The sequence below is a fragment of the Mycobacterium sp. GA-0227b genome, from assembly GCF_001499855.1.
Taxonomy (GTDB): Bacteria; Actinomycetota; Actinomycetes; order Mycobacteriales; family Mycobacteriaceae; genus Mycobacterium.
In genome coordinates this window covers 93,332-117,810 of sequence record NZ_LQIK01000033.1, presented here as the reverse complement: position 1 = coordinate 117,810, position 24,479 = coordinate 93,332, and the positions used below count along the sequence as shown (strand labels likewise).

Below are 24,479 nucleotides of genomic sequence, written 5' to 3'. Positions count from 1 at the left end.
CGAGGATGGTGACCGTGACTGTGGTTCTGGTGCATGGCAATCCGGAGACCGACGCGGTCTGGGGGCCGCTCGTCGAAGCGCTCGGACGGCGGGATGTGGTGCGGTTGTCGCCGCCGGGATTCGGCGCCCCGTTGCCCAGCGCCTTCTCGGCAACGTTTTCCGCCTACCGCGACTGGCTCATCGACGAGCTGCGAACAATCAACGGGCCGGTCGAACTCGTCGGACACGACTGGGGCGGATGTCATGTGGTGAACGCCGTGATGCAGCAACCCGATCTCGTCCGTAGCTGGGCCAGCGACACCGTCGGCTTGTTCGACCCGGAATATGTATGGCACGACATGGCGCAGGTGTTCCAGACTTCCGAGGCAGGCGAGCAGGTGGTCGAGGCGATGATCGTGTCTTCGGTGGAGGATCGGGCGCAACAACTGACCGATTTCGGCATACCCGCTGACGTCGCGAAATCGTTCGCCGCAGAGCAGGGTCCCGAGATGGCCAAGGCGATCCTGGCGTTATACCGCTCGGCACGTCAGCCGGCCCTGGCCGATGCGGGGCGGGCACTCGAGAATGCCGCCGCCCGCCCAGGACTGTCGCTGTTGGCCACCGAGGATCCCTACGTCGGATCCGACGAGATGCGCCGCCGCGCCGCCGGTCGAGCGGGCGCGCGGACCGAGGTGCTCGACGGGCTGGGACATTGGTGGATGGTGGAGGACCCGGCCCGCGGGGCAGCTGCGTTGAATCGGTTCTGGAGCTCGCTGGACTAGCCGCCGGGTGCACGGTCCAGGTACGAAAAAGCGCCGAAAACGGACGTGGAGCGTGCGTTCGGCGCCGAACTACACCCGCGCTGGTTTCGGCGCGGCAAGTTCCGCGAGCGCCGACATGAACAACTCGTCCATCTGCGGGCTCAGCTCGGCCAGGGTCGCGGCGCTGGCGAAGCTGGCGGAACCGAAGACGCGTTCGAGCACATCGGTTTCGGTGGAAGTACCCAGCGACAGGCACAGGCAGGCAACGCCCTCGGTTCGCAATTCTTCGAGGGCCTTGTGGGCGTCGGCTTCCGCGTAACGACCTTCGTAGCCGTCGTCGTAGGGAAAGCCGTCCGACAGCACGAGCAGCAGCCGGTTCGGCGTGCCGGCCTCGTTCTTGAGAACCTCGCCCGCCCCGCGGATTCCGGCGCCGAGGCGGGTGTAGCTCGCCGGCTCGAGCTGGTTGAGGCGGGCCCGGCCGACGGCGCCGAAACTCTGGTCGAACGTCTTGATGGCGGGCAAGTGCACGGCGTGGCGGCCCTGTGAACGGAACGCGTAGACGGCGACGCGGTCACCGAGTTCTTCGAGGGTGACGGCCAGGGTGGCGGCCGCCCGTCGCTGGTGGTCGTGCACCGCGAGGCCCTCCGGATCGGCGTCGACGGCGGACCCGGAGGCGTCGATCAGGATGAGCACGCCGAGGTTGCGTGCGAGTTTGCGCCGCTCCAGGTAGACGTGCTCGGGCGAGGAGAAGCCGGATTGCAGATCGACGAAAAGATCGATGAGCGCCTCGATGTCGAGGTCGTCTCCATCGGCGCGGCCGCGAAGAACCTTCGGGCCGAGTCCGACGCGGGCCAGGCGCCGACGCAGCACGTCGTCGTGCGCGACCCCGGCGTCGGAGACGTCGGCGGAGACGGTCAGCGGAAAGTCGATGACGCGGCACCAGTCGGGCTTGTAGCGGTCGTTGAAGACGTCCCACTCCGGATACAGCGCGCCGCCCACGCCTAAGGCAGCGCCCGGCTTGCCATCGTCGGTGAACTGGATCCGGGTGGGCAGGGGTCGGGCATTCGGTCCGATCTCCTGCACCCGCCGGATGGAGCGAACCGTCATCTCGGCGCCCGCGGCGGACTCGCTGTCGGAACGCTTACCGCCGAACATCTTTCGGAAGTAGTCCGACACCGCTTGGTTGTTGAACAGTGGAGTCTGAAACAGTTTGAGGATCTTGCTCTCGTCAGAGGGCCCGTCGTCGTCGTCGTCTTCGTCGTCGTCCTCCGACTCCGGCATGTCGATGGGGTCGAACTGCAGTTGCAGGTCCTTGTTGGTGGCATGCCCGCCGGGGCCAGCTGAAGATCCCAACAGGCGCGACGGTTTGATGACGCCGAACCACTCCGGTGGGTCGGCAACTTCGGCGCGGCTCTTGGCCACTTCGAGTGACTCGTCGGCGGTCGCAGTGCTGGGTTCGCCGTCGGGGAGGAGCGCGCCATCGAGCGGAATCTGTCGGGCGAGTTCGGTGAGAACCCGGCGGCCCTCGAGTTCCAGGTAGCGGCGCGCCACCGTAGCCCGCGCCCGCAATCCCTTCACCAATCGTGGATCAAGGCTGCCCGCGCCGAGAAGGGCGGCCTGAACCAGCATTTCGCGGCGCTGCCCCTCGACCGAACCGCCGGCGGAGACGAAGATGAACTGTCCGTTCGTGTGCGCAGGCTGGCCCGCCGGCGCCTCGGTGACGTCGATAGACCGGCCGGCGATGTAGGTGGCGAGGAATCGGAACCGGTCGGGGTTGTCCGAAATGGCGGTCACGTCCGAGGTTGAATGTCGCCGCCGCTGCGGCTCCGAGGCAGAACAGAATTGACGAGTTCATCGAGGGCACGGATGACGTCGTGGTCGTCGGACAGCACCTCGACGACAGCCGCGTGGACGGCGCTGCGCAGGTTGAGCCCCTCTGCCGCGAGGCCGCCGGCGAGAATCAGCATGCGGGTGGAGGCTACTTCGCGCAGCGGTGAGCCATCCAGGGTTCGGATGGCGTAGGCAAGTTTGACCAACGCCCGCGCGGTCTCGGTGTCGACCCCGGCTTCATACGCCACCACCTCCGTCTCGACCTCGGGGGACGGGTAGCCGAGTTCGATGGCGATGAACCGCTGGCGGGTCGACTCCTTGAGGTTCTTCAGAACGCTCTGGTATCCGGGGTTGTAGGAGATCACCAGCTGGAATCCGGGCGCCGCCTGCAGCGTCGTGCCGAGCCGGTCGACGGGGAGCTCACGGCGGTGATCGGCGAGCGGATGGATGACCACGGTGGTGTCCTGGCGCGCCTCGACCACCTCGTCCAGATAGAAGATGGCGCCCTCGCGCACGGCGCGGGTCAACGGCCCGTCCACCCAGACCGTCTCACCGCCCTTCAACAGGAATCGGCCGACCAGGTCCGCCGACGTCATGTCCTCGTGACCGGCAACGGTGATCAGATCCCGGCCCAGCGCATGTGCCATCGCCTCCACGAATCGTGTTTTCCCGCAACCGGTAGGGCCCTTCAACAGCACCGGCAACCCTCGGCGGGCCGCCGCGCGGAAGACCTCCACCTCGTCGCCGACCGGACGGTAGAACGGTGCGTTCGAAACGGGGGTGACGACCGCGGATGTGCTGTTGTGCATTTACTCTCCTCGCTCGAGCGGAACGTTCTCGGGGAGCTCCACGCCCTCAGGGAGGACGAGTTCACCTTCGTGGTTGATGTACCCGGAATTCGTCAGCGGCATCGGCAACGCCGGGTCGGGGCACGGCCGATCGGTGTCTTCACCGCAGATGCCCATCAGGAAGTACGAACGCTTCAGGATGTCCTCCGGCCAGGGATCCTGGTGCATGGCGAAGAACTGTGCCGGAATGTTGTAGAACACGAAGAAGAAGGCGCTGCAGGCGGCGAAGATCGCCAGGAAGCGGGTGAGCTGCTGCCGGACGAAACCCCCTCGCACGCGGTCGAGTCCCCGCTCGACGAACGTGCGGCCACGGTCGTCGGTGAAGTAGCGCAAGCAGCAGAGGCCCGCCTGGACACCGCCCCACATGAGCCCCTCATAGAGCGGCCACTGGTAGTAGGTGCCGGCATTGACCGACAGCGCCTGAATGGCGCCGGGATAGGTGAACAGCCCCATCGGCATGAGGAACAGACCCTCGATGACGAAGTCGAAGACGAAGGTCCAGGCGATCACCACGCCGATCAGGCCCAATGTATTCATGTTGGGGAACCGCTTCTTGGCCAGGCGCATGACCCAGCAGCCGAGCATGGTGCACAGCAGGACGAAGAAGTAGCCCGGGGCGTTCATCAGGATGGGCTCGGCCATCATGGCGCCCGGTTCCCCGTACGACACCCAACCCGGAATGTCCTGGACCCAGGAGCCCATGTTCCACATCCAGGTGTTGTAGGTGCTCCACGTGTTGAAGTAGTTCAACAGCGGGTCTTGGAACCACAGCAGGCCGCAGGACACGAACAACATGCCGTCGAGGGTGATCCGCCGCTCCCGACGCCACGGCCGAATGAGGAACCACCAGATGGCAATTGGCATGCCGATCACGATCACGGCGGTCCAGGTGAACAAAATCGCCTTCATGAACGTCGGCGGATCGGTCGGCCCCGCGGGGACCCGTTCGAAGTGGGGCCCGGTCACCCATTTGCCCCACACGAACAGCTGGAAGGCGAGAATCAGGCCGCCGACGGTGGCCCAGATCTTCACCGCAGGGATCTTCGATTGAGGCTGCGTGGCAAGCGCCGCCTGGCTCAACGATTCGGTGAGAACGGGCGTGTTCTTGCTTGAAAGATCGCTCACCGCACCGTCTCCTCTGCATCTGTCGCTCGCATGGACCTCAGCGCTCCTCCCGGCAGTGGCTGATGCGCCGAAAATATACCAGTCAGTATCTGAATGACCAAGGAGTCAAAAATTGTGGCAAGATGGCGGCATGGTTGAGCGTTGGACGCGGGAGCGGCGCCTCGAGCGCACGCGCTCGTTGCTGCTGAATGCCGCAGAGCAGGTGTTCGCTGAAAGAGGCTTCATACCAGCAACTCTCGATGACATCGCCAAGGCGGCCGGATACTCCAAAGGCGCCATCTACAAATACTTCGCCACCAAGGAAGACCTCTTCCTGGCCGCCAGCGACCGGTACTGGCGCCGGTATTTCGACAATTTCGCCGAGGTGATGTCGTCGGCGGATCACATCGGAGCACGCGAACTCGAAGACATCGCCGAGCGCTGGCGCCAGCTGAGCCGCGACCGCGGCGCCGAACACGCGGCACTGGGCCTGGAGTTCAACCTGTACCTGCTGCGCAATCCGGAGGCGCGGGAACGGGTGGCCGCCAAGCGTTCTGAGGTCGTCGACCAGCTCGCCCGCTACATCGTCGAGGGCATCGACAGTCTGGGCGCGACCCTGTTGATCCCTGCGACGACGTTCGCGCACATCATCATCGCCACGACGGACGCCATCGAGTTGGGCAGCCACCTCGACGACATCGACCTTTACCCGGCCATGGTCGAGATGTACGTGTCCGCCGTCAAGATGGGTTGACTCATTCCCCTCGTTCGAAGGGGACGGGTTCGGGAATCTGCGCGCCTTCCGGTAGGACGAGCTCACCCTCGGTGTTGATGAAGCCCGACTCTCGCGTCGGGAACGGCAGCACCGGATTGGGGCATGGCACATCGGAGCCCTCGCCGCAGAGGCCGTTCATGAAGTAGGAGCGCTTCTGGGTGTCCTCGGGCCAGGGGTCAGGGTGCAAGGCGAAGAATTGGATCGGAAGGTTGAAGAAGAAGAAGAAGCAAGCGCTGATCGCGGCGAAAATCGCCAGAAAGCGGGTCAGTTGTTGCGCGACGAAACCGCCTCGCACATGGTCCAATCCGCGCTCGACAACAGTGCGGCCACGGTCGTCGGTGAAGAAGCGCAGACAGCACATGGCCGTCTGGACGCCGGCCCACATCATGCCCTCATAGACAGGCCACTGGTAGTAGGTGCCTGCGTTGAATGACAGCTCCCGAATGGCACCGGGATATGAGTACAGCCCGGTGGGCAGCAGAATAAGGCCTTCCATGACGAAATCGAGTAAGAACGCCGCCAGATAGGTGACGAGGATCAGCCGCAGATTGCTGATGTTTGGCCAGCGGTTTTTGATCTTGCGCATGACCCAGCATCCGAGGATGGTCAGCATGAGAACACCGGCGGCGTAACCGGGTGAGTTCGTGAAAATGGGTTCCGGCACCATCCGGCCCGGCTCGTCGGGTGAGACCCATCCGGGCACGTACGGGGTCCACGCGCCGAAGTTCGGCAGCCAACTGTTGTAGGTGCACCAGGTGTTGATGTAGTTCAGGAACGGATCCTGGAAGAACATGAGTCCCATGGAAACCAGGAGGATGCCGTCGAGGGTAATTCTGCGTTCGCGCATCCAAGGCCGGATGATGAACCACCACACCGCGATCGGGAAACCCACGCAGACGACGACCATGTTCAAGATGAGCGGGATCTTCATGTACAGCGGTGGATCGGAGGGGCCGGCGGGCACCCGTTCGAAATAGGGCCCGGTGATCCACCTGGTCCACACGTACAACTGCAGCAGCAGGATGGCGCCGCCGAAGACGGCCCAGATTCGGACGACGTTGCTCGGCCGTTGGGTCGAGGTTCCGAGGTCGACGACCTTCGTGGCCGACTCGGTCACGGCGGGCTTCTTGTCCGACAGATCGCTCATGACGCCTCCTGGATGTCTGCGTTCGTCGAAAGATACCAACCAGTATCTTGGTAGCCAATAAGATTCTCAGAATCTGTGGCAGAATTTTTTCATGGTCGAGCGGTGGACACGGGAGCGACGTCTCGAGCACACGCGCTCATTACTCCTCGACGCCGCCGAGGACGTGTTTGCCGAAAAGGGTTTTGCTCCAGCGACTCTCGACGACATCGCGCACGCTGCCGGCTACACCAAGGGCGCCATCTACAAGCACTTCGCCACGAAGGAGGACCTTTTCCTGGCGGTGAGCGACCGGTACTGGCGCCGCTATTTCGACAATTTCGCCGACGTGATGTCCTCGGCGGAGCAGATAGGGTCACGCGAGCTCGACGAGATCGCGGCGCGCTGGCGCCAACTCAGCCGTGACCGCGGTGCCGAGCACGCCGCGCTGGGCCACGAGTTTTCGCTATACCTCCTACGCAACCCCGACATCCGCGCGCGGGTGGCCGACAAGAGGTCGGAGGTCGTCGAGGCGCTCGCGAGATTCATCGTCGACGGCATCGACAGGCTCGGCGGAGCGTTGCTGATTCCGCCGTTGACTTTTGCGCAGATACTCGTGGCGACCAGTGACTCGGTCGTGCTCGGTAGCGAACTCGACGACGTCGACCTCTACCGGCCGGTCATCGAGATGTACGTGTCGGCGATCAAGTTGCCGTGAGCCTGCCGGCCCGCCGCGTCTGAAGTGCCGTCACGCTCCCTTGCCCGCGGCTGCTGCGGCCGTATCCTTTTTCGCCGCAACGGAGATCGACTTGGTCTCGGTGTAGCCGTCGATGCCCTCGCGACCGAGTTCGCGGCCGTAGCCGCTGCCCTTTACCCCACCGAAGGGCGCGAACGGGTCCATCGTGTAACCCTGGTTGACGCCGAAGGTGCCGGTGTGGATACGGGCGGCGACGTCGAGGCCGCGTTCGGTGTCCTCGGTGAACACCGACCCCGCGAGGCCGTAGTCGGAGTCGTTGGCGATCGCGACCGCCTCGTCCTCGTCGGAGTAAGGGATGACCGTCAGCACCGGGCCGAAGATCTCCTCGCGGGCGATGCGCATCGAATTCGTCGCGTCGGCGAACAGGGTGGGCCGTACGTACCACCCCTTGTCGACGCCGTCGGGCATCGCGGTGCCACCGGTGACGAGGCGCGCGCCCTCAGCGCGCCCGGCGTCGATGTAGCCGCGCACCCGTTCCTGCTGGCGTTGTGCCACCAGAGGGCCGACCTGCGTGGCGGCATCAGTCGGATCGCCGACCACCAGGGGCGCCATCTCGGCGGCCAGCGCATCGGTGAATTCGTCGGCCCGGCCGCTGGGGACCAGGATGCGGGTGAGCGCATTGCAGATCTGGCCGCTGTTGCTCAGGCTGGCCGACCGCACGCCGGTGGCAACGGTGGCGGGGTCGGCGTCGTCGAGCACGATCGCGGCGGACTTGCCGCCGAGTTCGAGGCTGACGCGCTTCAGGTCGGCCGCACATGCTGCGGCGACGGTCCGGCCCGCGGCCGTCGACCCGGTGAACGAAACCTTGTCCACCCCAGGGTGTCTCACCAGATACTCGCCGATCGATCCGTCGCCGGGCAGCACGCTCACCACGCCCGGCGGCAGGTCGGACTCGGCGATCATCTCGGCCAACAGCAGCGCATTGAGCGGTGACTCCGGAGCCGGCTTGAGAACCACGCTGCAGCCGGCGAGCAGCGCGGGGATCAGCTTCGTGACGATCAGGAACTGCGGCATGTTCCACGGCACGACGGCGGCGACGACGCCGACCGGCTCACGGCGGATGTGGATGTCCGCGCCGTACATTCCCGGGCGTACCTCACGCCACGGATAGCCGTCGGCCAGATTGCAGAACGCGGTCATCATCATCGCGGGCAACCCGACCTGGGCCCGCTGCGCGAAGCTGATCGGCGCGCCGATCTCCGACGTGATCACCTCGGCCATCTCGGCGCGACGTTCGTCGTAGAGGGCGGCCAGTCGCCGCACGACAGCGATGCGTTCGGCGGGGTCCAGTCGCGGCCACGGACCGGAGTCGATCGCCGATCGCGCGGCCGCCACCGCGTTGTCGACATGCTCGGGGCCGGCAGCAGCCACCTTCGCCACAGGTTCCTCGGTGTGAGGGGAGACGACTTGGATGCGCTGTCCGGTGCTCGCCTGCAACCATCTGCCACCGATGAGCCACCGATGAACAGCTCATCCGAATGCACCTGCCCGACTCCCTTCGGCACCGACTCATGGACCAATATCAACTACTTGTGATTGCCTCGTTCAGGATATATCGTCGGTTAATCAGGCTCCCGCCGAATGCCGAAAAAGCAATGACAGGAGAAGCCGATGGCTCGCTTTCCCAAACCCCCGGAAGGCAGTTGGACAGAGCACTACCCGCAGCTGGGAACGGAGCCGGTCTCCTACGAGGACTCGATCAGCCCCGAGTTCTATGAGATCGAGCGTCAAGCCGTCTTCAAGCGGGCCTGGCTCAATGTCGGTCGCGCCGAGCAGGTTCCACGCAAAGGCAGCTACTTCACCAAAGAGCTCAAGGTGGTGAACACGTCGATCATCGTGGTCCGTACGACCTCGGGCGAGATCAAGGCGTATCACAACATCTGCCGCCATCGCGGCAACAAGCTGGTGTGGAACGACATGCCGCTGGAGGAGACCAGCGGTGTGTGCAGGCAGTTCACCTGCAAGTACCACGCATGGCGCTACGACCTCGACGGCAACCTGACTTTCGTTCAGCAGGAGGGCGAGTTCTTCGACCTCGACAAGAGCCGCTACGGTTTGGTGCCGGTCCACTGCGAGGTGTGGGAAGGCTTCATCTTCGTCAACTTCGCCAAGCAGCCCGAGCAGTCACTGCGTGAGTTCCTCGGTCCGATGATCACCGATCTCGAGGGCTATCCGTTCGACAAGATGACCTCGCGGTTCTACTACCGCTCCGAAGTAAAAGCCAACTGGAAGCTCTACATGGACGCGTTCCAGGAGTTCTATCACGCACCCGTACTGCATGCGAACCAGTCACCCACCGCGTACTCGAAGGCCGCTGCGGAGGCGGGTTTCGAGGCGCCGCACTATCGCATCGAGGGGCCGCATCGGTTGGTCAGCACCTCGGGTATCCGGGCGTGGGAGATGGCCGACGAGATGCGCAAGCCGATCGAGGACATCTGCCAGAGCGGCCTGTTCGGGCCCTGGGACAAACCGGATCTGGGGGAGATGCCCGTCGGACTCAATCCGGCCAAATGCGATCCGTGGGGGCTGGACTCCTTCCAGCTGTTCCCCAATTTCGTAATCCTGTTCTGGGGCCAAGGCTGGTATTTGACGTATCACTACTGGCCCACGTCACACAACACGCACCTCTTCGAGGGCACGGTGTACTTCCCTCAGGCGAGGACGCCTCGCGAGCGAATCGCCCAGGAACTCGCTGCGGTGTCGTTCAAGGAATACGGCCTCCAGGACGCGAACACGCTGGAGGCGACGCAGAGCATGGTCGAGTCGCGGGTCATCGACGAGTTCCTGCTGTGCGATCAGGAGGTGCTGATTCGCCACCTGCACAAGGAAACCGCGGCCTGGGTCGAGGACTTCCAGCGCAAGACGGCGGCGGTGTGACATGACGACCACGACGGCCAAGCTGCCGCCCGAATTCGCCGACCTGGAACAGTTTTCCGACTGGTGCCTGCCGACCGAGGCGGAGCGGTACGCCAAGCGACTGGCCAGCACCATGCAGGAGTTGCAGGCCTTCTATGACGCCATCACCGCGCGAGCAGAGGAGGCCATCGCTTATTGCGACAAGTTCTCGCTCGACGACATGCCCGAGGACGTACTCAACCTGATGCACCTGCTGTACTCGATGATCCAAGCGTCTTTCCCGGTCGAGTGCTGGAAGCAACCGAAGGTGCCCGACTCGGGCGCCACGACGCTGGACTGCGTGTCCGAACCCGTTCCGTGACCAGCCCCACCGTCCTGCGCGCCGCGCGCTGGGCCGATGTCGAAGCCGGCGAGGTGCGCTCACCGGCCGTGGTGGTCGTCGAGGGCAACCGCATCTCTGCGGTGAATCCGCCTGAACCGCCGCCGAATTCGACGATCGTCGAGCTGGGCGATGTCACGCTGCTGCCCGGCCTGATGGACATGGAGCTCAACCTGCTCATCGGCGGGCCCGGCGGTCCCGAGGGATTGCCCAGCCCGATGCACGGCGTACAAGACGATCCGGCGTATCGCACCCTGCGCGGTGCGGTGAACGCCCGCACCACCCTCGAGGCAGGTTTCACCACGGTGCGCAACCTCGGCCTGATGGTCAAGACCGGCGGCTACCTGCTCGACGTCGCCCTGATGCGCGCAATCGACCAGGGGTGGCACGTCGGCCCTCGAATCTATCCGGCCGGCCACGCCGTGACGCCGTACGGCGGGCATCTCGATCCGACCGTGTTCCAGCGACTCGCACCGGGGATCATGCCGCTGTCGGTGGCCGAGGGCATCGCCAACGGCGTCGACGACGTCCGCGCTTGCGTGCGCTATCAGGTACGGCACGGTGCCAAACTCATCAAGGTATCGGCGTCGGGCGGCGTGATGTCGCACAGCACCGCGCCCGGCGCGCAGCAGTACTCCGACGACGAGTTCGCCGCGATCGCCGACGAGGCTCACCGCGCCGGGGTACGGGTCGCCGCGCATGCGGTGGGCGACAGCGCGGTTCGCGCCTGCATCAGGGCCGGTATCGACTGCATCGAACACGGCTTTCTCGCCAGCGACGAAACCATTCAGCTGATGGCCGACACCCGGACATTCCTGGTCTCGACCACCTACCTGACCCAGGCGATGGCGATCGACCGCATCGCTCCGGAGCTGCGCAAGAAAGCCGAAGTGGTCTTCCCCCAGGCGCAGGCCATGCTGCCCAAGGCCATCGCTGCGGGTGTGCGCATCGCCTGTGGCACAGACGCACCCGCGATACCGCACGGGCAGAACGCCAAGGAACTCTGCGCGTTGGTCGAGCGCGGCATGACCCCGATGCAGGCGATCCGGGCCGCGACGGTTACCAGCGCCGAGTTGATCGAGGCCGACGACGAATTGGGCCTTCTCGCACCGGGATATCTCGCCGACATCATCGCCGTGCCGGGCGATCCGTCCGCCGACATCGCGACCACGCTGGACGTTCGGTTCGTGATGAAGGACGGACAGATCTACAAGCACGACGGGGGTGAGGGCCGTGGCTAGGGAGACAAACCCAGAACTGGGTATGGAGCTCGGCGACAACATCCTGTGGCATCTCAAGCAGGCGTGGTACTTCTCGCTCACCGCAGTCAACGACGCAGTCAGCCAACACGGCGTCAGCACCGCGCAGATCGGTGTGCTGCGCCAGCTCACGAACGAGCCGGGGCTGTCGGGAGCCGAGCTCGCGCGTCGGCTGTTGATCACGCCGCAGGGTGTGCAGCTCGCGATGAAGGCGCTCGAGCAGCGCGGGTTCGTCGAGCGCAAACCCGACCCGCAGCACGCGCGAATTCTGAAGGCCTACCTGACCGAGGAGGGGCGCAAGGTCGCCACCGCGGTCGTCAGCGACGCGATCGCCGCGCACGAGGCGGTGTTCGGCGTGCTCACCCCGGAAGAGCAGCAGACGTTGCGTGACCTGTTGGCGCGCGTGGTCGAGAAGGGCACCGGGCACACGCTGGTCGACGACCACATCGGCGACTAGCGGCTCAGCCATTTCCGAAGCCGATCCGGCTACGAGCTACTCCTTGAAACCAATCACAAGTACTTGATACTCTATGGGTGATGTCGGAACAAGCCGTCGAATTCGCGCCACTGCGCATCAAGCGGGTGGTGCGCGAAACCAGTGATGCGGTGTCGCTGGTGCTCGACGTGCCCGCCGATTGTTCGCAGCGGTTCCGGTACAGGGCCGGCCAGTTCCTGACCCTGCGGGTGAAAGTCGCCGGGGACGATCACCGGCGCTGCTACTCGATGTCGTCGTCGCCCCACAACGGCGAAGACCTGCAGATCACCGTCAAGCGTGACCCCGGAGGGCTGGTCTCCAACTATCTCAACGACACCGCATCCGCCGGCGACGAGATTCACGCCGCGCCGCCGGAGGGCCGCTTCGTCCTGGGCGAGGCCGAGCGCGACATCGTGGCCTTCGCGGGCGGCAGCGGTATCACCCCCATCTTCTCGCTGATCGGTTTCGCGCTGGTGAGCACCGACCGACGCGTCAAGCTGTTCTACGCCAACCGAAGCCGTGACTCGGTGATCTTCGGCGAGTCGCTGAGTGCCCTCGCCGATGACAATTCCGACCGATTGGCCGTGACCCATCACTTCGACGAGGAGTCCGGGGTGGTCCAGCGCGCCGCGGTCGAGGCGTTCGTCGATTCCGGTCGCGACGTCGAGTACTACATCTGCGGTCCCGGACCGTTCATGGACACCGTGGAAGCGACGCTTCTCGAGGCAGGGGTTCCGCGTGACAGGTTGCATCTCGAGCGGTTCGAGGTCGCGCCGCCGCCCGTTGACGTCGTCGAAGCCACCGAACAGACCGAGGAAGTGGTCATCGAGCTGGACCGCAAGACCGTCACCGCGCCCTACCGGGCGGGTAACACGTTGCTGCAGACGGCCCGCATCGCGGGGCTGCGGGCGCCGTCATCCTGCGAAACCGGTTCCTGCGGAACATGTATGGCGCGGATCGAGTCGGGCAGCGCCCGGATGCTGAACAACGATGCGCTCGATGACGACGAAGTGGCCGAGGGATGGGTGCTGACGTGCCAGTCCCTGCCGACCAGCCGAACAGTCCACGTGATCTACGAGTAGGGGTGCTGAAGATGAGGCGGAGGCGATGACACGGGTCGCGGTGGTGACGGGCGGCGCGTCGGGCATGGGGGAGGCAACCTGCCACGAGCTCGGCAGGCGGGGACACAAGGTCGCGGTGCTCGACCTCAACGGTGACGCGGCGCAACGAGTCGCCGAAGATCTGCGCGCACAAGGCTTCCCGGCGCTCGGCGTCGCGGCCGATGTCAGCGACCGCCAAGCGGTGGAGGATGCCTTCGCCAAGGTGCGAACCGAGTTGGGACCGGTGCACATCCTGGTCACCAGCGCCGGCGCGGTGGACTTCGCGCCGTTCACCGAGATCACCGTGCAGGCCTGGCAACGGCTGGTCGATGTGAACCTCACCGGAACGTTTCACTGCTGCCAGGTGGCGGTGCCCGACATGCTCGACGCGGGTTGGGGCCGCATCGTGATGATCTCGTCGTCGAGCGCCCAGCGCGGTTCACCTGGCATGGCCCACTACGCCGCGTCCAAGGGTGCATTGCTGTCGCTGACCAGATCGCTTGCCCGCGAATACGGTCCGGCGGGCATCACCGTCAACAACATTCCACCGTCAGCCATCGAGACGCCGATGCAACACCAGTCCCAGGCCGCCGGCCACCTTCCGCCCAACGAGCAGATGGCCGCGAGCGTTCCGCTCGGTCATCTCGGCACCGGCGAGGACATCGCCGCCGCCGTCGGGTTCCTGTGCTCCGAGGAGGCCGGCTTCATCACCGGTCAGACCCTGGGCGTCAACGGCGGGTCGGTGATGTGATGAGAGTTCAACCACGACAGGGAGGTTCGCATGGGAAAGTGGCCTAAGCCGGCGGAGGGCAGCTGGACTGAGCACTATCCGGATCTGGGTACCGGGCCGATCTCGTTCCGCGATTCCATCTCTCCCGAGTTCTACGAACTGGAATGTGAAGCGGTTTTCAAGCGGGCCTGGCTCAATGTCGGCCGGGTAGAGGATGTGCCGCGGGTCGGCAGCTACTTCACCAAGGAGATCGACGCCGCCCGCACGTCGGTGATCGTCGTCAGGGGCAAGGACCAGCAGATCCGCGCCTTCTACAACGTCTGTCGGCACCGTGGCAACAAACTGGTGTGGAACGACTATCCCAATGAGGAGGTCAAGGGCACCTGCCGCCAGTTCACCTGCAAGTACCACGGATGGCGCTACGACCTCAAGGGTGATCTCACCTTCGTCCAGCAGGAGGGGGAGTTCTTCGGCCTGGACACTTCGCGGTACGGGTTGAAGCCGGTGCACTGCGACGTGTGGAACGGCTTCGTCTTCATCAACTTCGATCCCGAACCTCGGTGGAGCCTGCGCGAGTTCCTCGGGCCGATGATCACCGCGCTCGATGACTACCCGTTCGACCTGATGACCGAGCGCTACGAATTCGAAGCGCACAACAACAGCAACTGGAAGATTTTCGCCGACGCGTTCCAGGAGTACTACCACGTACCGTCGCTGCACTCACAGCAGGTGCCCAGTGCGGTGCGTCAACCGAATGCGACGTTCGAGTGCGGACACTTTCAGATCGACGGGCCGCATCGCCTGGTGTCCACGGCGGGCACCCGGCGGTGGCTGCTCGATCCCGAGTACATGTACCCGGTCGAAAGGGTCACTCGCAGTGGTCTTGTCGGCCCATGGCGGACACCGGAGACCCACCAGTCGGCCGGTCTGAACCCGGGTGGGATCGAACCGTGGGGCATCTCCAACTTTCAGATCTTCCCGAATCTGGAGATCCTCATCTACCACGGTTGGTACCTGCTGTACCGGTACTGGCCGACGTCGCACAACACCCACAAGTTCGAGGCGTACAACGCTTTTCACCCGGCGCGCAACGTGCGTGAGCGCATCGAACACGAGGTTGCCTCGGTCGTGCTCAAGGAGTTCGCGCTACAGGACGCCGGGATGCTCGGCGGAACGCAGGCGGCGTTGGAGTATGACGTGGTCGACGATTTTCCGCTCAGTGATCAGGAGATCCTCGTGCGACATCTGCACCACGAGGCCGTCAAGTGGGTCGAGGAGTACAAGGCCGAGCGCAGTCCGGTGGGGGTGTGACCATGCCGCAGACCCGACTGCCCAGCGCATTCGCCGAGTTCGAGCCGTTTGCCGAGAAGTGGTGTCTGGCAACGGAACCGGAGCGATGGGAAGCGCGGCTGAGCACACCCATGCAGGAGATGCGGAAGTTCTACGACGCGTTCTCGCCCCGCTTCGAGGAGGCAATCGACTACTGCGACAAGTTTCCGCTCGACGATGTCCCCGACGACGCGCTGAACCTGTTGCATCTCGTCTACTCGATGATCATGGTCTCGATGGCCGTCGAGATCTTCGGTACGCAGAAACCCATCGACTCCGCTGACGCCGAGATGCACCGCGTCAGCGCGCCGGTGCCGTGATGACCAGGACGGGACGACCATGACTGTGCTGACGATCAACAAGCTCACCGCATCAGTCGGCGCCGAGGTGCTCGGCCTGGATTCCGACGCCCTGGCAGGAGACGATGCGCTGGGCGCCGCCGTCCTCGACGCCCTGGAAGACAACGGCGCGCTCGTGTTTCCGGGTCTCGGCCTGACACCGCAGGCACAGGTGGCGTTCTGCCGGCGACTCGGCGACATCGACCACTCGTCCGATGGCCACCATCCGGTGGCCGGCATCTATCCGGTGACGCTGGACAAGTCGAAGAACTCGTCCGCGGCGTACCTGCGCGCCACGTTCGACTGGCATATCGACGGTTGCACTCCGACCAACGGCGAGTGCCCGCAGAAGGCGACCGTGCTTTCCGCCAAACAGGTGGCCGAGCGCGGTGGTGAGACGGAGTTCGCCAACTCGTATGCGGCGTACGAGGCGTTCAGTGACGAGGAGAAGGAGCGCTTCGGAGCGCTGCGGGTGGTTCATTCGCTCGAGGCGTCGCAGCGCCGGGTCACGCCGGATCCGTCGCCGGAGCTGGTGGCCAAGTGGCGTTCGCGTCCCACCCACGAGCATCCGCTGGTGTGGACCCACCGCAGCGGTCGCAAATCGCTGGTGTTGGGCGCTTCGGCGGACTACGTCGTCGGCATGGATCTCGACGAGGGCCGAGCCTTGCTCGCCGACCTGCTCGACCGTGCCACCCGGCCTGACCTCGTCTACAGCCACCGGTGGTCCGTCGGCGACACGGTCATCTGGGACAACAACGGTGTCCTGCACCGCGCGGCGCCGTACGACCCCGATTCGCCGCGCGAAATGCTGCGCACGACGGTGCTCGGCGACGAGCCGATCCAATAGTGCTGAGCGGTTGCACAGCACCGGTCGTTGACGACGGCATTGCCGTATGGAAATCTGATACCCCGATATGAGAATCACGTTCTCGCCTGCTGAGATCGTCGAAACGGAGGGCCAATGACGGAGGACCTCACCTCGGTCGACTTCTTCCGGGACGGCCGTCTGACCGACGACCCGTACCCGTTCTACGCGGCACTTCGCGACAAGTGCCCGGTCAGCCGGGAGGACCACTACGGCGTGACGATGGTGACGGGCTGGCAAGAGGCCGTCGATGTCTACAACGACGCCGAGACGTTCTCGTCGTGTATCTCGGTGACGGGCCCGTTCCCCGGTTTTCCGGTCGCGCTCGACGGCTTGCAGGACGACGACATCACGGAGCTGATCAACCAGCACCGCGACGAGATCCCGTTCAGCGACCAGTTGCCGACGCTGGACCCGCCGACGCACACCAATCACCGCGCCCTGCTGATGCGGCTGATCACGCCCAAGCGCCTCAAGGAGAACGAGGATGCGATGTGGCAGCTGGCCGACGACATCCTCGACGAGTTCCTGGCGCCGGGTGAGGGCGAGTTCATCAAGGGCTTCGCCGGGCCGTTCACGTTGCGCGTCATCGCCGATCTGCTCGGCGTCCCCGACGAGGACCGCCCCGAACTGCTCGAGCGGCTCGCGCGCGGCACCCACGGCGGCGGGCTCGGCAACGCCGAGAAGACGCTCACCAAGACGCCACTGGAATACCTGTACGAGGTGTTCGCCGAGTACGTCGAGGATCGTCGTCGTGAGCCACGTGAGGACGTGCTGACCGGCCTGGCGACGGCCACGTTCCCCGACGGGACGATGCCCGAGGTGGCCGACGTCGTGCGGGTGGCGACCAACGTGTTCTCCGCCGGGCAGGAGACCACGGTGCGGCTGTTGTCGACGGCGCTGAAGGTGATGGGCGACAATCCCGACATCCAGCGCAAGTTGCGCGAGGACCGCAGCCTGCTGCCGAACTTCATCGAGGAGTGCCTGCGCATCGAAAGCCCCGTCAAGGGCGACTTCCGGCTGTCGCGGGTGCCGACGAACATCGGCGAGCAGTCGCTCGGCGCCGGCTGCACGGTGATGGTGATCAACGGGGCCGCCAACCGCGACCCGCGCCGCTTCGAGGATCCCGACAGGTTCGATCCCGAACGTAAGAACGCCCGACAGCATCTGGCGTTCGGTCGCGGCATCCACAGCTGCCCGGGAGCGCCGCTGGCCCGCGCCGAAACGCGTGTCGGGCTGGAGCGATTGCTGGACCGTACGACCGATATCCGGATCAGCGAAAAGCACCACGGCCCTGCCGGTTCGCGCCGCTACTCCTACATCCCGACATACATCCTGCGAGGCCTGACCGAACTGCACCTGGAGTTCGATCTCGTCGACGGTGGTGCCCGATGAAGGTCACCGTCGACGAGGACCGCTGTGCGGGCCACGGCATGTGCCTGACATTGTGTCCCGAGGTGTTCGAGATGACCGACGACGGCTGGGCGGTCGCCGATCCGGGCGACGTGCCTGTCGGCCTGGAGGATGCCGCCCGCGATGCCATCCAGAACTGCCCCGAGCAAGCGATCCGCGAAATCGATTGACCACGAAGGAGTTTTCAGTGCCCAAGGCGTACATCCTCATCACCGAGGACGTGAAGGACCCAGCAGGCATGGCCGAGTACGCCAAGCTGGCCGGCAAGGCGATGGCCGGCTCCACGCTGCTGTCGTTCGACCAGAAGCCCGAGCTGCTCGAGGGCGAGTGGCACGGTACGCAGACCGTGTTGCTGGAGTTCGAGTCGGAAGAGGCGGCCCGCGAGTGGTACAACTCCGACACCTATCAGGAGGCCGCCAAGTTACGCCAGGCCGCCGCGGACTGCAACGGGGTCATCTTGCACGGCCTCGGCTGATTTCTATCGCCCAAACCGACGTTCTGGCGGGAAAGTCCGAGTGAAACCCGCCAAAACGTCGATCTCGGCGCAGCGGTGAGCGGCGGTGATCAGCTGGGTCAGTGGGGCACCAGCGGGCCGCTCGGTGACGTGGTGGTGGCGTGCACCAATAGCCCGGCGAGCTCACGCGGCTTGCTGAGGAACGGCGAGTGCGACGCGTCGATCGTCAACTGCTCGACGCCGAGGCGGTGTGTCACGGTATCGGCCAGCCAGCGTGGCATCGAGCGGTCCTGCATACAGCGGATGAAGCTGCGGGGCAACTCGGCGGCCCAGAACGACGGCACCGACACCGGCGTCACCGTGGTGTCGCCGAACCGCTCCGGGCCGAGGCGGTCGAACGCCCAGCGCGCGGTGGCCTCGTCGCAGTCGTGATAGAAGTACTGCCACGCGCCGTCGAAATCGGCGAACCACATCGCACCGTCGTCGTCGAACTTCAGATAGCTCAACATCTCTCCGACGTCGGCATCGAACTCGCCGTCTTTGATATCGCTTGAGTCCCGCATCGCCATCGCCTCGGGATAGGTGCGGCCCTCGCGGGGTAGCGCCGCCGCCAGGTAGACGATGTGGCTGACCAGATCCGGGCGGGCGTCCGCGGCCAGGGTGGCGTCGAACCCGCCGCCGGAGTGCCCGACGAGCACGTCACCGGGTTGCATGACCGACACGATCGCGTCGCGCCGGTTGGCCAGCGTCGACTCCTGCTCGGTGCGCGCGCCGTGGCCGGGCAGGTCGACGGCCACCGCGTCGTGGCCCATCTGATGCAACTCGGCGATCGTGTGTTCCCAGCACCAGGCGGCGTGAAAACCGCCGTGCACGAACACGAAACGCATCAGTGCAGCACTCGCACCGGCACACTCGACCAGCCGGCGACGTTCTGCGCCGCCACCCGCCGGCACTCGTCGAACAGCACCTCGTAGCGCGGCATGAAGTCCAGAAGCTTCTCCAGCGCGATGGCACTCTCCATGCGGGCCAGCGCCGCACCCAGACAGCTGTGCACGCCGTAGCCGAACCCGAGGTTCTGCGCCTCGGTGCGATCGCGGTCGATGTCGAACGTGTCGGCGTCGGTGAATGCCTCGGGGTCCCGGTTGGCCGAACCGGCAAGCAGGAACACCGGTTTGCCGGCCGGGATCGTCACCCCGTGCAGGTGCACTTCCCGCATGGAGCGCCGCACGTTGTACTGGTTGGGCGCCTCGTAACGCAGCAACTCTTCCACCGCGGCCGGAACCTTGCTGCGGTCGTCTAGCAGCTTGCGCCACTGGTCGGGGTTGCGCGCGAACGTCACCGCGGCGTTGCCGACAAGTTTGGTGACGGTTTCGGCGCCCGCGCCACCGAGAAGGGTGGCGAAGCCGGCGATCTCGAAGTCGTCGAGCTGCTGCTTCTGGCCGTCCTCCCGCTCGATCTCCGCGGTGATCAGGCGGCTGAACATGTCGTCGCGCGGTTCGGCCCGTCGCTGTTGAATCAGGTCGTAGTACAGGCCCATCAACTGGCCGACGGCCTGTAGACCCTCCTCGGACATCTCGATCTGGCCGGGTTCGCGACGCAGCGAGATGTCCACCCATTCGCCGACCTGCTGGCGGTATTCCTCTGGTACACCGAGCATCTGGGAGATCACTTCGACCGGGAAGAGCGCCGAGAAATCCTTGACGACGTCGAAGCGGTCGGGATCGACCCGCGACAAGTACCGCTCGATGGTCTCGGAGACCATGGGTTTCAGCGCCTGGATGGCTCGGGGGGTGAACACCTTGTTGACCAGGCTGCGCATCTGCCGGTGTTCGGGCGGGTCCATGACGATGATCATCTTCGCGGCCATCGGTTCCTCGGACCGCACCGTCGCGAGGTCGAGGCCGTACGCCGACGAGTACGTCTGGAAGTCCTTGTACGCCGCGGCCACATCCTCGTGCCGGGACAGCGCGTAGAAGTCGTGCTCCGCGTTGTAGTAGACCGGCGCCTCCTCTCGCAGGCGGCGGTAGATCTCCCAGGGTCCGTTGAAGAACGCCTCGGAGAACGGGTCGAAGACGAGTTCGGTTGTCGTCATTCGTCTTCGATCGAGATCGCCTGCCGCGGGCACTGGCGCACGGCTTCTCGGACCTGCTGCTCGTTCTCCGGCGTCACTTCTTCCTGTAGTACATGAAGGTAGTCCTGGTCATCGAGGTCGAACACCTCGGGGATGATGCCCATGCACACCCCGTTGCTTTCACAGAGCCCGAAGTCGACGACGATCTTCTGAGTCACAGAAGCGCCCTCCTCCTCACCCAAGCGGTCACGTCAACACCTTCACGGGGACGTGGTGGTACCCGGCGACGTTCTGCATGTGCACGCGTTGCAGGCCGTCGAAATCGACCTCGTAGCGCGGCATGAAATCGAGCAGGTGCTCGAGCGCGATGGTGGTCTCCAACCGGGCCAGCGCGGCACCGAGGCAACTGTGGATGCCGTAGCCCAGGCCCAGGTTCTGCGCCTGCGTGCGGTCACGGGTGATGTCGAACGTCTCGCCGTCGTCGAACGCGCGGGGGTCACGGTTGGCGGCCGCTTTCATCAGGAACACGGGCTTGTGCGCGGGAATCGTGCCGCTGGGCACTTCGGCTTCCCGGAGGGTATAGCGCACGTTGTACTGCACCGGGCCCACGTAGCGCAGCAACTCTTCGACGGCAGCAGGTACCAGGCTTCGGTCGTCGAGCAGCATCTGCCACTGCTCGGGATGCCGCGCGAATTCCACCACGGCGCTGCCGACCAACTTGGTGACGGTTTCGGCGCCCGCGCCGCCGAGTAGTGCGACGAAGCCGGTGATCTCGATGTCGTCGAGTTTGCGCATTTCGCCGTTCTCGCCGGGAACCTCGGCGGCGATCAGGCGGCTGATCATGTCGTCCTGGGGGTCCTGCCGGCGCTCCTGCACGAGGCCGAAGTAGTAGACCCCCGCGTCCATGTTGGCCTGCATGTTCTCTTCGGACAGGTCCACCTGTCCGGGTTTGACTTCCAGGCCCTTGTCGATCCAGTGCCGCACCTGCTGGCGAAACTCCTCGGGCACCCCTGCCATCCGGGTGATCACCTCGACGGGGAACGGACCGGAGAAGTCCTGCACCACATCGAAGTTGTCGGGATCCACCTTGGACAGATAGTGCTCGACGAGTTCGACGACGGTGTCGCGCTGCGCCTGGATCGCCCGAGGGGTGAACGCCTTGTTGAGCAGGCTGCGCATGAAGCGGTGTTCGGGCGGATCCATGAAGATGATGGATTTCTGGAACCCTTTGCCGGACTTGATCATGTTCAGGTGGCATCCGCGGGTCGATGAGAACGATTCGTGGTCCTTGAGTGCCGCCGCCACGTCCGCATGCCGCGTCAGCGCGTAGAAGTCCTGCTCCTCGTCGTAGTAGATCGGCGTCTCGTCGCGCATCCGGGCGTAGATCTCATACGGGTCGTCGAAGTACTCCTGCGAATACGGGTCGAACACGAGTTTCGGCTTGGTCATGATCTCCTCTTTCGCGGTGGGCTGGTGACCGCTTCCGTTACGCGAGGGCGCAATTGTGTAACGTCAATAGTATCCCCCACGGGAAGGGTTTGAGTAGGGAGAATCGCTGTCTTCATCGTCGAATTCCGGCGTTGATGACGTCGTCGAGTAAGCCCAGGTCGCGGCCCAGCTCAGCCGCCGTCTTGCGGACCACGTCGACGTCCTTGCCGATGAACTCGGCGACATCGGTTACGAACCCGGACACCGATCCGCGAGCGGAGATGAACTCGCCGACGCGGCTTGCCCCGCTGCCATGGGATATCGACGCCAGCAGTTTGGTCTCGTCCACCCCGAGGGAAGCGCCCAGCGTCACGGATTCGGCGAGCAAACCGATCTGCGCGGCGAACAACGCGTTGTTGATCAACTTGACGGCTTGGCCCGCGCCGAGCGGACCGACATGCAGGATCGGGTCGCCGTAGGCGCCAACCACCGGTTGCACCCGCGTGACCGCCTCATCGGAGCCGCCGACGAACAGGGTCACCTCGCCGGCGGCGATGTTGTGCGGGCCGCCGCTGACCGGCGCGTCGACGACGTCGACATCGGGGAACTGCGCGGCGATGGTCTGTGCGGTGGCGGGGCTTCCGGTCGTGTGGATCACGAGCGAGGCGCGCGGGGGCATCGCCGCCACCAACCCGTCGTGCAGGCAGATCTGTTGCACCTGCTCGTCGGTGAAAACGCACACGATCACCACGTCGGCGTCGGCGGCTTCGGTAGCGGTGCCGACCGGACGCGCGCCGAGATCGCGCACGGCAGCGCGCTTGTCATCGGTCCTGCCAAGAGCTGCGACGTCATGACCGGTTGCGACGAGACGGCGCACCATCGGGGCGCCCATCCGGCCCGCCCCGACGAAGCCGACGCGGGTCACCGCGGATGGTCCATCGACTCCAGGGCGGTGTCGGCCACGGTGAACACCGAACCCTCCGGCACCGACGCGCTGGCGGCGATGTTGGCGGCGTGCCGAACGTCTTTCTGCAGCAGCGCTCCTGCGATCGGGGCGAGGCCCTCCACCGTGCCGCCGAACATGGAGATGCTGCCGAGCGCTTTGCTGGTGGCCGATCCGCCGTTGAGGACCTCAGCGAGGCGCATCCGCGGGATGCCCAGCGACTCACCGAGATCCAGAGTGCTCAACGCTGCGCCGAGGTTAGCGGTGAACAACAGGTTGTTGAGGATCTTGGTGACCTGTCCGCTGCCCAGCGGACCGAGGTGCACGATCGGGTCGGCATAGGTGGCGAACACCGGACGGCAGCGTTCGACGTCCTCCTCCGCACCGCCGACCATGACCAGCAGCTTGCCCTCCTCGACGGCGGGAGCGCCACCGCTGACCGGCGCATCGATTACCGAAACTCCCTGCTCTGCAGCGGCTTTGGAGATCTCCCGGCAGGTGTCGGGATGTACGGTGCTGTGAATGGCGACGATTCCGCCGGGGGCCAGGCCGGCGAGCACGCCGGACTCGCCGTTGAGCACCTCGCGGACGTCGTCGTCCCCGACCACGCAGAGGCAGACCAGATCGCTGGCGGCGCCCAGTTCGGCGGGTGAGCTCGCCGTCTTCGCGGGGGTGTCGTTGTAGGGTTCCAAGCTGGCCTCCCGGCGGGCCCACAGCGTCGTCTCGAAACCGCCTTCGGCGATCCGGCGTGCCATGGGACCGCCCTGGCTGCCCAGCCCGATGAATCCGACGCGCATCAACCCGCCTCCAACTTCGTTTCTGCGCTCAAGTGCGCGACTACACATTCCTCGACAAACGACAAGACCTTCAGGTGGTATGCCGCAGCGCTGACCGACAACGACATGTTGTGTCCGGCATTGCGTTGCTCGTCGAACACGAACCTGGGTGCGGCCGTGAAGACGGCGGCGATGTCGGCCAGCGCGTCGGGATCGGTGCGCCACACCCGTTCGTGCTCGGCGACGACGAACTGCACCGGAACGCTCACCTGCGCCGCGAGCGCCGGGAAGTCCTGTCGCGGCCAGGTTTTGGTGGTCTCCGCTTCGTGCTGCGCGCCACCGGAGGAGTTGGTCATGCCGGAGAGCACCTCGGGTGGATAAAGGTGCGCGGGCCGCCACAGCAGTTCGCGTAACCCGACCGGTCGCCGGGTGGCGGTCGCGGTCTTCATCATCTCGGCGGCGTGATCGCTGTACCGCAGACCGGTACCGGCCAAGCTGAGCCCGAGAACGCCTGCATCGACAGCATTTTCACTTGCGGTCATCCGCACTGCCAGCTCGCAGCCGGCCGAGTGGCCGAGCAGGACCAGCCCGGCGCCGCGGGAACCGTCAGCGAGGACCTTCTCGACGGCGCCGTAAGCCAGCGAGACGCGTTGGTCCGGTTGCTGCATCGCGTCCGGATACGGCGCCGAACTCCCGTAGCCCGGTCGGTCCAGCGCGACGACGGTGAACCCCAGCGCGGCGCCGATGCGAAGCAGCGACAGCCGGGGATGGCCGGGGCAGTCGAAATACGCCGCGGTGCTGGCTCCACCGTGAAAAGCGATGATCACGGCCCTCGGTTCGTCGACGGCGGCGACGAGCCCCGACATCGGCACGCCGTCGACGAGGA

General features: G+C 65.2%; 27 protein-coding genes. 15 read left to right on the top strand and 12 right to left on the bottom strand.

The window, feature by feature from the left end; genetic code table 11:
- Positions 1–14 precede the first annotated feature (14 nt).
- Positions 15–761 (top strand): alpha/beta fold hydrolase, encoded by a 747-nt coding sequence (locus tag AU185_RS22550; protein WP_059102104.1) that lies wholly within the window; start codon positions 15–17, stop codon positions 759–761.
- 69 nt (positions 762–830) lie between these two features.
- On the opposite strand, the gene AU185_RS22545 is transcribed toward AU185_RS22550, so the two are convergent.
- The 3 genes from AU185_RS22545 to AU185_RS22535 are packed head-to-tail and all read right to left on the bottom strand — an operon-like array spanning position 831 to position 4,543.
- Entirely contained in the window at positions 831–2,534 is a 1,704-nt protein-coding gene (locus tag AU185_RS22545) for a VWA domain-containing protein (protein ID WP_082684035.1), read from the bottom strand.
- Positions 2,531–3,379, bottom strand: coding sequence for a CbbQ/NirQ/NorQ/GpvN family protein (locus AU185_RS22540; RefSeq protein WP_059101968.1), 849 nt, complete (start codon positions 3,377–3,379; stop codon positions 2,531–2,533). The genes AU185_RS22545 and AU185_RS22540 overlap by 4 nt, the downstream gene beginning before the upstream one ends.
- Entirely contained in the window at positions 3,380–4,543 is a 1,164-nt protein-coding gene (locus AU185_RS22535) for a spirocyclase AveC family protein (protein ID WP_059101967.1), read from the bottom strand.
- A 130-nt stretch (positions 4,544–4,673) separates the two neighbouring features.
- On the opposite strand from AU185_RS22535, the gene AU185_RS22530 reads away from it, so the two are divergent.
- Positions 4,674–5,276 carry a TetR/AcrR family transcriptional regulator gene (locus tag AU185_RS22530; protein WP_059101966.1) on the top strand — a complete coding sequence of 201 codons (603 nt, stop codon included), beginning with the start codon at positions 4,674–4,676 and terminating at the stop codon, positions 5,274–5,276.
- Between the two features lies 1 nt (position 5,277).
- Here AU185_RS22530 and AU185_RS22525 read toward each other — a convergent pair whose 3' ends face one another.
- The gene (locus tag AU185_RS22525; RefSeq protein WP_059101965.1) at positions 5,278–6,444 is read right to left on the bottom strand and encodes a spirocyclase AveC family protein; all 1,167 of its coding nucleotides are present in this window, start codon (positions 6,442–6,444) and stop codon (positions 5,278–5,280) included.
- 91 nt (positions 6,445–6,535) lie between these two features.
- Between AU185_RS22525 and AU185_RS22520 the strand changes: the two genes are divergently transcribed.
- On the top strand, positions 6,536–7,138 hold the full coding sequence (locus AU185_RS22520) for a TetR/AcrR family transcriptional regulator (RefSeq protein ID WP_059101964.1): 603 nt from the start codon (positions 6,536–6,538) through the stop codon (positions 7,136–7,138).
- A 30-nt stretch (positions 7,139–7,168) separates the two neighbouring features.
- Here the strand turns inward: AU185_RS22520 and AU185_RS22515 are convergent, their stop codons facing one another.
- Positions 7,169–8,629, bottom strand: coding sequence for an aldehyde dehydrogenase (locus tag AU185_RS22515; protein ID WP_156425636.1), 1,461 nt, complete (start codon positions 8,627–8,629; stop codon positions 7,169–7,171).
- Between the two features lie 159 nt (positions 8,630–8,788).
- Here AU185_RS22515 and AU185_RS22510 point away from each other — a divergent pair, with 159 nt between their 5' ends.
- From AU185_RS22510 to AU185_RS22455, 12 genes are all read left to right on the top strand, one after another.
- The gene (locus AU185_RS22510) at positions 8,789–10,054 is read left to right on the top strand and encodes an aromatic ring-hydroxylating oxygenase subunit alpha (RefSeq protein ID WP_059101962.1); all 1,266 of its coding nucleotides are present in this window, start codon (positions 8,789–8,791) and stop codon (positions 10,052–10,054) included.
- A 1-nt stretch (position 10,055) separates the two neighbouring features.
- Positions 10,056–10,394: a hypothetical protein gene (locus AU185_RS22505; RefSeq protein WP_059101961.1), complete on the top strand. Its 339-nt coding sequence runs from the start codon at positions 10,056–10,058 to the stop codon at positions 10,392–10,394.
- Positions 10,391–11,653, top strand: coding sequence for a metal-dependent hydrolase family protein (locus AU185_RS22500; protein ID WP_059101960.1), 1,263 nt, complete (start codon positions 10,391–10,393; stop codon positions 11,651–11,653). Before AU185_RS22505 ends, AU185_RS22500 begins: the two co-directional genes overlap by 4 nt.
- A 22-nt stretch (positions 11,654–11,675) precedes the next feature.
- Positions 11,676–12,128, top strand: a complete 453-nt coding sequence (locus AU185_RS22495; protein ID WP_059101959.1) for a MarR family winged helix-turn-helix transcriptional regulator — start codon at positions 11,676–11,678, stop codon at positions 12,126–12,128.
- 80 nt (positions 12,129–12,208) lie between these two features.
- Positions 12,209–13,228 (top strand): ferredoxin--NADP reductase, encoded by a 1,020-nt coding sequence (locus tag AU185_RS22490; RefSeq protein ID WP_059101958.1) that lies wholly within the window; start codon positions 12,209–12,211, stop codon positions 13,226–13,228.
- Positions 13,229–13,253: 25 nt separating this feature from the next.
- Positions 13,254–13,997: an SDR family NAD(P)-dependent oxidoreductase gene (locus AU185_RS22485; RefSeq protein ID WP_059101957.1), complete on the top strand. Its 744-nt coding sequence runs from the start codon at positions 13,254–13,256 to the stop codon at positions 13,995–13,997.
- A 30-nt stretch (positions 13,998–14,027) separates the two neighbouring features.
- Positions 14,028–15,287: an aromatic ring-hydroxylating oxygenase subunit alpha gene (locus AU185_RS22480; RefSeq protein WP_059101956.1), complete on the top strand. Its 1,260-nt coding sequence runs from the start codon at positions 14,028–14,030 to the stop codon at positions 15,285–15,287.
- Between the two features lie 2 nt (positions 15,288–15,289).
- Complete coding sequence (locus tag AU185_RS22475) at positions 15,290–15,625, top strand: hypothetical protein (RefSeq protein ID WP_059102102.1); 336 nt, start codon at positions 15,290–15,292, stop codon at positions 15,623–15,625.
- A gap of 19 nt (positions 15,626–15,644) precedes the next feature.
- Positions 15,645–16,490: a TauD/TfdA dioxygenase family protein gene (locus tag AU185_RS22470; protein WP_059101955.1), complete on the top strand. Its 846-nt coding sequence runs from the start codon at positions 15,645–15,647 to the stop codon at positions 16,488–16,490.
- Between the two features lie 114 nt (positions 16,491–16,604).
- Positions 16,605–17,903 (top strand): cytochrome P450, encoded by a 1,299-nt coding sequence (locus AU185_RS22465; protein WP_059101954.1) that lies wholly within the window; start codon positions 16,605–16,607, stop codon positions 17,901–17,903.
- Entirely contained in the window at positions 17,900–18,091 is a 192-nt protein-coding gene (locus AU185_RS22460) for a ferredoxin (RefSeq protein WP_059101953.1), read from the top strand. Before AU185_RS22465 ends, AU185_RS22460 begins: the two co-directional genes overlap by 4 nt.
- Positions 18,092–18,108: 17 nt before the next feature.
- Positions 18,109–18,396 carry a DUF1330 domain-containing protein gene (locus AU185_RS22455; RefSeq protein ID WP_059101952.1) on the top strand — a complete coding sequence of 96 codons (288 nt, stop codon included), beginning with the start codon at positions 18,109–18,111 and terminating at the stop codon, positions 18,394–18,396.
- Between the two features lie 98 nt (positions 18,397–18,494).
- Here the strand turns inward: AU185_RS22455 and AU185_RS22450 are convergent, their stop codons facing one another.
- The 7 genes from AU185_RS22450 to AU185_RS22420 form a co-directional block, all read right to left on the bottom strand.
- Entirely contained in the window at positions 18,495–19,262 is a 768-nt protein-coding gene (locus AU185_RS22450) for an alpha/beta fold hydrolase (protein WP_059102101.1), read from the bottom strand.
- Positions 19,262–20,467, bottom strand: coding sequence for a cytochrome P450 (locus tag AU185_RS22445; RefSeq protein WP_059101951.1), 1,206 nt, complete (start codon positions 20,465–20,467; stop codon positions 19,262–19,264). The genes AU185_RS22450 and AU185_RS22445 overlap by 1 nt, the downstream gene beginning before the upstream one ends.
- Positions 20,464–20,664, bottom strand: coding sequence for a ferredoxin (locus tag AU185_RS22440; RefSeq protein WP_059101950.1), 201 nt, complete (start codon positions 20,662–20,664; stop codon positions 20,464–20,466). Before AU185_RS22440 ends, AU185_RS22445 begins: the two co-directional genes overlap by 4 nt.
- A 28-nt stretch (positions 20,665–20,692) precedes the next feature.
- Complete coding sequence (locus tag AU185_RS22435; protein ID WP_059101949.1) at positions 20,693–21,895, bottom strand: cytochrome P450; 1,203 nt, start codon at positions 21,893–21,895, stop codon at positions 20,693–20,695.
- Between the two features lie 112 nt (positions 21,896–22,007).
- Complete coding sequence (locus tag AU185_RS22430; RefSeq protein WP_059101948.1) at positions 22,008–22,799, bottom strand: NAD(P)-dependent oxidoreductase; 792 nt, start codon at positions 22,797–22,799, stop codon at positions 22,008–22,010.
- Positions 22,796–23,614, bottom strand: coding sequence for an NAD(P)-dependent oxidoreductase (locus AU185_RS22425; RefSeq protein WP_059101947.1), 819 nt, complete (start codon positions 23,612–23,614; stop codon positions 22,796–22,798). Before AU185_RS22425 ends, AU185_RS22430 begins: the two co-directional genes overlap by 4 nt.
- Positions 23,614–24,459, bottom strand: a complete 846-nt coding sequence (locus AU185_RS22420) for an alpha/beta hydrolase (protein ID WP_059102100.1) — start codon at positions 24,457–24,459, stop codon at positions 23,614–23,616. The genes AU185_RS22425 and AU185_RS22420 overlap by 1 nt, the downstream gene beginning before the upstream one ends.
- Positions 24,460–24,479: the final 20 nt, after the last annotated feature.